Source organism: Halalkalibacter lacteus (genome assembly GCF_036663595.1).
Taxonomy (GTDB): domain Bacteria; phylum Bacillota; class Bacilli; order Bacillales; family Bacillaceae_D; genus Halalkalibacter; species Halalkalibacter lacteus.
The window spans coordinates 19157-28235 of sequence record NZ_JAWRVL010000039.1; the positions used below are offsets into that span (position 1 = coordinate 19157).

The 9079-nt window shown below is 32.8% G+C and carries 10 protein-coding genes; all 10 read left to right on the top strand.

Features of this window, described 5'->3' with window-relative positions; genetic code table 11:
* Positions 1-2 precede the first annotated feature (2 nt).
* The 10 genes from SAZ04_RS19405 (at position 3) to SAZ04_RS19450 (ending at position 8760) form a co-directional block, all read left to right on the top strand.
* The gene (locus SAZ04_RS19405; RefSeq protein WP_332698436.1) at positions 3-1082 is read left to right on the top strand and encodes a bifunctional lytic transglycosylase/C40 family peptidase; all 1080 of its coding nucleotides are present in this window, start codon (positions 3-5) and stop codon (positions 1080-1082) included.
* Positions 1083-1102: 20 nt separating this feature from the next.
* Positions 1103-1666 (top strand): hypothetical protein, encoded by a 564-nt coding sequence (locus SAZ04_RS19410; RefSeq protein WP_332698439.1) that lies wholly within the window; start codon positions 1103-1105, stop codon positions 1664-1666.
* Positions 1667-1683: 17 nt separating this feature from the next.
* Complete coding sequence (locus tag SAZ04_RS19415) at positions 1684-2508, top strand: hypothetical protein (protein WP_332698442.1); 825 nt, start codon at positions 1684-1686, stop codon at positions 2506-2508.
* Positions 2509-2810: 302 nt separating this feature from the next.
* Positions 2811-3068 (top strand): hypothetical protein, encoded by a 258-nt coding sequence (locus tag SAZ04_RS19420; protein WP_332698444.1) that lies wholly within the window; start codon positions 2811-2813, stop codon positions 3066-3068.
* Positions 3068-4246, top strand: a complete 1179-nt coding sequence (gene mobP2, locus SAZ04_RS19425) for a MobP2 family relaxase (protein WP_332698447.1) — start codon at positions 3068-3070, stop codon at positions 4244-4246. Before SAZ04_RS19420 ends, mobP2 begins: the two co-directional genes overlap by 1 nt.
* Positions 4243-4674 carry a hypothetical protein gene (locus SAZ04_RS19430; RefSeq protein ID WP_332698450.1) on the top strand — a complete coding sequence of 144 codons (432 nt, stop codon included), beginning with the start codon at positions 4243-4245 and terminating at the stop codon, positions 4672-4674. Before mobP2 ends, SAZ04_RS19430 begins: the two co-directional genes overlap by 4 nt.
* 1 nt (position 4675) lies before the next feature.
* Positions 4676-4951: a hypothetical protein gene (locus tag SAZ04_RS19435; RefSeq protein ID WP_332698453.1), complete on the top strand. Its 276-nt coding sequence runs from the start codon at positions 4676-4678 to the stop codon at positions 4949-4951.
* 20 nt (positions 4952-4971) lie between these two features.
* Complete coding sequence (locus SAZ04_RS19440) at positions 4972-7041, top strand: ArdC-like ssDNA-binding domain-containing protein (protein ID WP_332698456.1); 2070 nt, start codon at positions 4972-4974, stop codon at positions 7039-7041.
* A 12-nt stretch (positions 7042-7053) separates the two neighbouring features.
* The gene (locus SAZ04_RS19445) at positions 7054-8010 is read left to right on the top strand and encodes a toprim domain-containing protein (protein WP_332698459.1); all 957 of its coding nucleotides are present in this window, start codon (positions 7054-7056) and stop codon (positions 8008-8010) included.
* A gap of 213 nt (positions 8011-8223) precedes the next feature.
* Entirely contained in the window at positions 8224-8760 is a 537-nt protein-coding gene (locus SAZ04_RS19450; protein WP_332698462.1) for a GNAT family N-acetyltransferase, read from the top strand.
* The last annotated feature ends 319 nt before the right edge of the window (positions 8761-9079 follow it).

The following is a 9079-nucleotide window of genomic DNA, read 5'->3' on the forward strand; positions in this document are numbered from 1 at the left end:
AAGTGAATACATTAGCAAAAGGCGCCTTTAAAGTTGGATTAGCATTAATTACTTTTAAAACTAAAATGATCATCCTTATAAGTATGTTACTCATCATTTTCTCGGCTGTTTTTATCATTGGAATGTTCCAAGCTTTGGTCGGTGGAGGTAATTCAACTTCTTCAAATGATTATGATTTTACTTCAGGTGGAACGAAAAATCTTTCACCAGAAGTAGAAAAATTAAGACCATTGTTTGAAACATATGCGGCTAAACATGGTATTCCCGATTATGTTGATTTGCTTATGGCAAAGACCATGCAAGAATCAGGTGGTCGATTAAAAGATGTCATGCAAGCAAGTGAATCACTAGGTTTACCTCCAAATACAATTGACAACCAAGAAGAAAGTATTGATGTTGGAACACGATATTTTGCTAGAGTTTTAGAAAAAGCAAGTGGTGATGAAAAGTTAGCACTCCAAGCCTATAATTTTGGTCATGGTTTTATAGATTATGCAAACAAACATAATAATGGAAAGTATTCAAAAGAATTAGCGATTGAATTTTCTCGGCAACAATATCAAAAATTGAAACATACAGGAATGTATTCTTGTATCAGACCTGAAAGTGCAGAGACAGGAGCTTGCTATGGAGATATCGGATATGTAGACGCAGTCATGCAATATATAGGAACACCGATGTATGCAGGAGACTTTGAAGAAGTTATCAAAGTAGGAACACAATGGATTGGAAACTCGAAGTATGTGTTTGGTGGAGGAAGGAATCAAAGGGATATATCCGCAGGACGTTTTGATTGTTCTAGCTTTATTCATTGGGCTTTTAATCAGGTTGGCGTAGATCTAGGACCGTTACATTCCGTTACGACAGATACGCTAAAACATAAAGGGCAACGAGTTGCCTATAAAGATGTTCAACCTGGAGATTTAGTGTTTTTTGATACGTATAAAATAGACGGTCACGTGGGTATTTATGTCGGTGATGGAACGTTTATTGGAGCGCAATCTAGTACAGGTGTAGCCTTTGTAGACATGACTTCTGGATATTGGAAAAGCACATTTAACGGAAGAGTACAACGTCTATAAGTAATAGAAAGGATCTTGATATGGATAGCATAAAAGCATTTAAATACACATCTATCATCATTCTTGTTTTCTTGTTAGCGATCAACAGCTATCTCTTTTTTTCTAATCATCAAAGTCAAGAAACGAATCAAGCATTTGCAACAGAACGTAAAGAATTAAAAAGGGAAAATACAAAATTAAAACATAATGAACAATATATATCTAACACAGCAAGAGAACAATTTTATAGAAAATTAGAAGAACAAGCAGAAACATTTGTGTATTTAGTTTTTGTTCAAAAAGTTGACGATTATCAAACAAGAAAATCAGAAGCACAAAATATGATGAGTGAAGAATTAGTTGAAAGGTTCTTTTATTCTGATATGTATAATCAAACAGAAGTACAAACGGATGTTATTTCTTCTGATTATTACATCGAAAATGTTGAAATGAATCAAACAGAAGTCGAAATAATCATTGAACTTGAACATGAAATACATTATGTAGAAACAAACATAAAAGATCAATCACATACGTTCATTCGAGTGACTTTTGAAAGGGAAAATGATGACTGGAAAGCAACAAACATTCAAGACATTCTCTAATGCATAAGGAGGGAAATATGTTTAACAAAGATCGAGTTAATTTAAGAAGAAAATCCAGCAGAATCTATATTGCTTCTGTTATTTTTTTGTTCTTTGGACTTGCTTTCTTTCTCACTTCAGGATTTTTTATGGAAGAAAGCATTGAGGTATTAGCTTCACCAGTAGGGGAAGATATTAGGGTTTCTGCTACAAATGACATTGAGATTGTTCAATGGATTTATGATGAAGAACAAAATAAAATGGAAGTCATTTTGGATAGTAAAAACTTACGTCATGAGTATGATTCACTTACCTTTCAAGCTTACCAACGATCAGATTTTGGAGAAGTTCATACAACTATATCATTTCAATTTGAACAATATGTGGTAATAAATATTGAAAATATAGATAGAGAATATATTCAGATATCGCTAGAAATGTCACACTATGATGAAGGTAATGAAACAGGAGAACCAGTAAAAACAAAACTAAAAAATCTCTATGTAGATTATCGTGAAGTAGAAAATGGGAAAGTACAAGAAAGAGAAAGTAACGACTATTTATCTTATATAACGGATTTGATTGTAGAAAGAATAGGGGGAAAGATTGTTCAATTTGAAACGAATATTGAAGAAAATGAAAAAGAAAAAGAACAAATAAATGAAACTATCAATCAACTTTTAGGAGAAAGAGTCTATCAAACAGACGAAGAAAAACTAAAAACTGATAACAATATTAATGCACAAGAAGTACGAATAATTGAACTAGAAAATAACATAAATACGATTAAAGAACGAATCAAAATTGAGCAAGAACGAATCAATCATTTGAAACAAAGAAAACGTGATTTAACGTTAAAGTAATCTAAATAATCTAGCTGATCAGTACGAAAAGGTAGTCATTTATTATTGAAATGGCTGCCTTTTCTATTATTTTAGGTATGCACAAAGTGTGTAATTTCCATTTTTTGATATGCACAAACTATGCAATTGTAAATAATTAGTATGCACAAAGTCTACAATTCGTAAGAATTGATGTACCCATGAAAAAGTTAGGCTCTGCCTAACACCACAACGCAGTTGGGGTCACTTTTTCCTTATGCTCTTTCTAACTAAGCACCATTTTCCCCAAAAAATTTCTATCATTTAGATAAGGAGGTTTTTACATGGAGATTAAAATAAGAAACCTAGACCCTTCTATTGTAAAATCGATTGATGAAAAAGCGAAAAAACATAACCTTTCTCGTCAACATTATGTAAAAGATTTGATTGAAAATTATGTCATGATAAACGATCTTAATGAACGAGAAATGGAATTGAAAAATACATTAGATAAGAATACAGAAATGATCTTCATTCTCGGAAAGCAACTCGAAAAGAATAATGAATTAATTCAACTATTATTAGAAGAAGATGATGCATAATGGCGACAAATAATGATAAAGGTACTGCAGTGGTAGTCACTTCAAAGTTTGTCATGCCAAACAATCAAGAATTTACAAATTATATTAATTACCTTGATCGGGATGAAGCGAAAAATAAAAATGATTTTAGTCTTTATAACAATTATATGGCTGACAAAGAGAAAGCAACTTCTCTATTCTCTGAACATGACGATCAATTAGATGATGGGAAAAAAGATCGAATGAAAGAAGCCTTTAAGTTAGCACAAGAGAGAGGAAGTATTTTATATCAAGATGTCGTTTCTTTCGATAATAAATGGTTAGAAGATAACGGTATTTATGATCGGAAAACAAAAACAGTTGATGAAAAAAGATTAAAAGATATTACTCGCTTAGCGATGAAAGATATGACTGAAAAAAGCAAACTTGATCATAATACAATATGGTCTGGTGCGATACATCATAACACGGATCATATTCATATCCATATCGCAACGGTTGATTTATCACCTACAAAAGATCAAAGAGGAAAACGAAAGTTAAAAACCTTAGAAGGTATGAGATCAATATATGTAAATAAGATTAATGATCGGTCGAAAGAACATCAAGAAATAAACAATATGATTAGAAAGCAAATAGTAAATAATAAAAAAGAAAATAAAACCTTTTCTACATTTAATCGGACTTTCAAGAAAGACTTTATGAACATATATAAGGCTCTTCCTGAAAATCGGAGATACTGGAACTATGGTTATCAGAACATTAATCATGTGAAACCAGCACTTAACAAACTAACAAAAAAATATATTGATACCTATTATCGTAAAGAGTTTAATCAGCTTGAAGAAAAATTAGATAAAGAAGTAGAGATTTTAAAGAAAACATATGGAGAAGGAAGCAGTCAAAAATACAAAGATTATAAAACAAATAAACTAGACGATTTATATAAACGTATGGGAAATGCTTTTTTATCTGAAATGAGAGAGTACGATAAAAAAGTTAATAAGATTGATAAAAAATTCTATTCATCTGCTTCCGGAAACGATAATAATAAGGTGCAAACAATGAAAAAAAATGTTGCATTTAATCAATTAAAATATGGTTTTGATCGCATTGTTTATAGCCAATTAAATCAAAATAAAAATCAATCTGCCTATGATCGATTTCAACGAGATATAGAAAGGGGTCATTCAATGTGAGTGAAGATGTTGTAAAAAGATTACGATTATCTAAAGAATCCGTAGAGTATATTCAATGGTTTGCGGAACAAAAAGGGATACCTCATGACAATAGAACAATTAATACAATCATTGAAGAACACAAACAATTTGAAACGAAAGAGAAGTTTGAAGAAACATTGATTAATACTATTAGCGAGAACGTGACGAAAGAAATGAAAAAAGAATTGAAACGCATTTTACTTGGAACGAACAATACGGATCGAAATACACAAGTGTTGATCGAACTGTTAAATGGTTTGTTCATTAAAGATGATGTTTCAGATATTCTCACGACTGAAGATTTAGAATCAAAACCGTTACAAACAGCAAAAGATACTGTTCAAAGACGTATTGAATATCTACAACAAAAAAGAGCTGATTATTATTCTAAGAAGGGGGGTGGATAATATGAAATCTATCAAATATGAAGTAGGTATTATTAAAGAGTTAGGTGAAAATGAAGCAATCATTTTAGCTGCTGGAAAAGAGTATCATATTCTTTTAACTGATGAACAAACACAAACGATTCAGACACTTCTTTTAGAAGAAGATATCGAGTATTTTTTATTTGATACCGAAGAAGAAATTTTGATTTTTGACGACAAATTAAATATGAACGAATTAAATAACGAAGAATTAAACAATATTAATGAAGGCGTTAATGATGATGGTACAGCCGAATAATAAAGAATGGAGAGGAGAATATGGAAAAGTTTAAGAGCAAAACAAATGCTGAAAAGAAAAAAGAGATTGAAAAACTAACAAAAGATCGAAATGAGCAAGTTGAAAAGTTTTTTAAAACGCCTGAACAGATGAAAGAGTATCTTACTTTTATGAGTAAGTTTTATAACTATTCTCCACGAAACTCTGCGTTGATTCAAAAACAATTTCGAGGAGCTGAAGCAGTCGGGAGTTTTACTTTTTGGAAAAACAAAGGATACTCCGTTCAAAAAGGTGAAAAGGGGATAAAAATATTAGTACCTACAAAGTATGAAACATTTGAACGTGAACGTGAAGGAAAAAAATATCAAGTCGGTGTAAAGTATGCTTCGAAAGAAGAAAAAGAAGCTATTAAAAAAGGTGATATGAAAACAAAAGATCATATTGGCTATGCTGCTGGATATGTTTTTGACATCTCACAAACAAACGCAAAAGCTGAAGATTTGCCCATTATATTTCCTAACAGATGGATTGATGGAAAAGTAGAAAATTATGATGAAATGTTTCGATCATTAAAGGAACTAGGACGTAAAATGGATGTGGAAATCTTAGACAAGCCATTTCAAGAACTCGGAGCTGCAAAAGGGTCTTATGTTGAATATCAAGCATTGAATAGTCATGGAGAAATGGAAAATCGTAAAGCGATTGAATTAAACCCTCGCAATTCTGAATTGCATAATGTTAAGACAGTCATTCATGAGCTTGCACATGCAAAACTTCATGGTACTGAATCAGGTAATCATGATCGAACTCACCCAGAAAAAGAATTCCAAGCTGAAATGACCGCCTATACAGTTTGCTCGCATTTCAATCTTGACACCAGTGATTATAGCTTGCACTATCTTCATCATTACACAGAAGATCATACACAGATCAATGACAAATTAGCATTATTAGAAGAAGTGAAAGGCACTTCTTACGAATTTATCACACACTTAGAAAATGATTTAGTGAAGACAAATGAACTTCAAAAAGAAAAAGAGTCTGACCAAGAATTACAACAGAAATTTGGAAATGTAGAAGTCATATTTAGAGATGAGGTAAAAAGAGTTTCAGGTTTAACACCTGATGAATTTCAATCTACATTCTATGACAAGCATAATCGTAACGTCTTAAATAATAAAGAATTTCAAGGGTTAGATCAAAAAGAAACGATTGAAGCTTTTAATAACTTGAACGATAAGTGGAATGCTCAAATGGATAATGTAAAGATGGTTCATCCTGATATGAAAGAGCCACACGCCTATGTTGTTTGGTCAGAAACGAATATAGATCATCGTTTAATGAATATAAAAGATATGGACATGACTCTAGCAAAAGCAAATATAGATAGCTTTAAAACACCTGGCTATGACAAAACAAGAGTAAATTTTGTTGTTCCTGATGAAAATGGTATCCATGTTAAAAGTGCTGATCGAATCGACTTAGGGGATGGCATGTATCACAATCTTCACGATCATCTAAAAGATGTGCAGCCTTCTCTTGCAAAATATGTACCTCAAACAAACGATCATTTAAAAGATATCTATTCAAAGGAAGTTATTGCTACTACATTGGAACGTATCTATAAAGAGAACCTTTATCTTAAACATGCAAATGTAAAAGATGAGTTAGCGATTGATGTATCCGATAGTGATGTTCAAGTTATTGAACATTATGCTGTGCATCATAACTATTTATCTGAAAGTGAACTTGATTCATTAAAATCAAATGTTTATGAAAAATTTACGAACGATAAAGAACAAATGGACACGACTAACATCATGGTTCATTTAAAAGGGCATTATGAGAAGTACCAGTCACACTTGCAAGCCGAAAACAAAGGTGAATTAACGGAAGAAAAAGTAGTCAATCGAATGAAAGCTGAAAATCAATATACTGACGTAAAATACCTTGCTTTGAAGTCGAATGTCGTAGATGAAAGAATGATAGATCGAATGGAAAGCAGCATGAAAGATATGACAAATAGCTGCACAAAAAATGAAGCAAAAGAAAAGGATTCTCCATTTCAAAAATCACCTATCCAGCAAAAAAATATCGGTTTAAGCATGTAGGAGGTGAGCAAGTTGACAAGAGTTACAACCGATGAAGTCAATCAAGCGAAGCAAGTACGCTTGATTGACTTTATTGACGCAAATGGTATTGATGTTAAACAAGAAGGTAAGAGGGCAGAACCTTATTATCGCCTTGAAGATCATGATAGTTTAGTCATCAAAGGAGAGAAGTTTTTTTGGAATAGTCGTCAAGAAGGTGGATTTGGAGCGATTCGTTTTGCTATGACCTATTATGATTTAACGTTTCCTGACGCTGTTAAGAGAGTGAACGAACATGAATATGCACCGACTAAAGCTCGTGTGGCAGAATCTGAAAAAGAGTATTTTAAATATCCAGAATATTTTGAAGTTTCTAATACAGAAAACATCAAAGAGTATCTTGTTAATGAACGTAAAATTGATAGTCGAGTTATCGATTGGTGCATGAAAAAAGACTTGCTCGTGCAAGACAAGAAAGACAATGTGGTATTCAAATGGAAAAACGCACAAGGGGAAGTCATTGGTGCGGATCGGCAAGGTACAAAAACAATCGATACAAAACGTGGAACATTCAAACAGGTCATGTCTAACTCGAAAAAGGATGGTGGTTTTACGATCGATGTTGGAAAAAAGCCAGATAAGGTCGCTGTGTTTGAATCACCGATTGATCTATTATCCTACTGGTCGGTAAAGAAAGAGCAAGTACAAAATACGAGATTAGTTAGTATGAGTGGGTTGAAAATGAATACGGTTTATCGTGCCGTTAAAGATTTAGAAGAAAAAGGACATAGCGTAAAGCAAATTATTTCTTGCGTTGATAATGATGAAGCTGGAAGAGAATTTCATGAGAAATTACGTAAGTCGTTAAAGCGAGAAGATACACTTGTCGATCACAGACCAAAGAATACCAAAGATTGGAACGATGAGTGTAAAGATTCTCTTTCTAGCAGCAGACTATCGAATCAAAAACAAACACAACTAGGAATGTAGAAGAAACTAGGCTGTTAGATGTTGTACATGTTCATCTTAGGGTTAAGGGGCTTTCTTTTGCCCCTTAAACTCCAGCTGATTGTTCAATTAAAGGGCCATTTAATGGCATAAGGTTTATAGAGCTAACGATGGAGTTGAAGAAGGAATAATTAAAAAATACAATAGAATGCAGTATATTTAAAATAATAAAAGGTTGAAAGAGGAGAACGTATAATGGTGAAACTAAAATATTTCGAGCGTTCAGATTTCAATCAACTTATCAATTGGATTGATTCACCTGATATCTTACTTCAATGGGGAGGACCTGGATTCGATTATCCCTTGAATGAAAGTCAGTTAGAAAAATACATTGAGAATGCGAATAATGATAGTTCCGATACTTTGGTGTATAAAGTGGTTCATAAAGAAACAGCAAGTGTTATTGGTCATATTTCTTTAGGTAAAATTGATAGAAAAAATAAATCTGCAAGAGTAGGAAAAGTATTAGTCGTTGATAAAAATGTAAGGGGACAAGGAATTGGTCAACTAATGATGACAGGAATACTCAAAGTCGCCTTTGATGAACTTAATTTACATAGAGTTAGTCTTGGTGTGTTTGATTTCAACGTTTCTGCAATTGCATGTTATGAAAAGGCAGGATTTATAAAAGAGGGATTACTTAGGGACTCAAGAAAAAATGGTAATGAGTACTGGAGCTTATGGGAAATGAGTATTCTAGAAAATGAATGGATGGAAACAAAAAAAGTTTAGCCTTATTAAGATAACTTGTTCTACTCTTCATTAAGTACGACCCTTCAAAAGCCTTTGAATTTCAACAATAGGGCGCATTTCTGGAGCAAGAAATGCGCTCTTCTTAATGAATTGGGCAGATTCTTGAGGAACGTTTTCACGTATTTCATTAGAATAATAATGATATTGTGAATAATTTCACTTAAACTAAAGAAGCAGTTGTGCGGCCGAGCCTAGGTCGTATCATATAGCGGGTGGGATTCCCGTCGAGCAAGAACTAGCCACTCACTCGTAGCGAGTCTTGGAGGGCTAAAGGTAACTTTAGTCTTTAAGCGTAGAC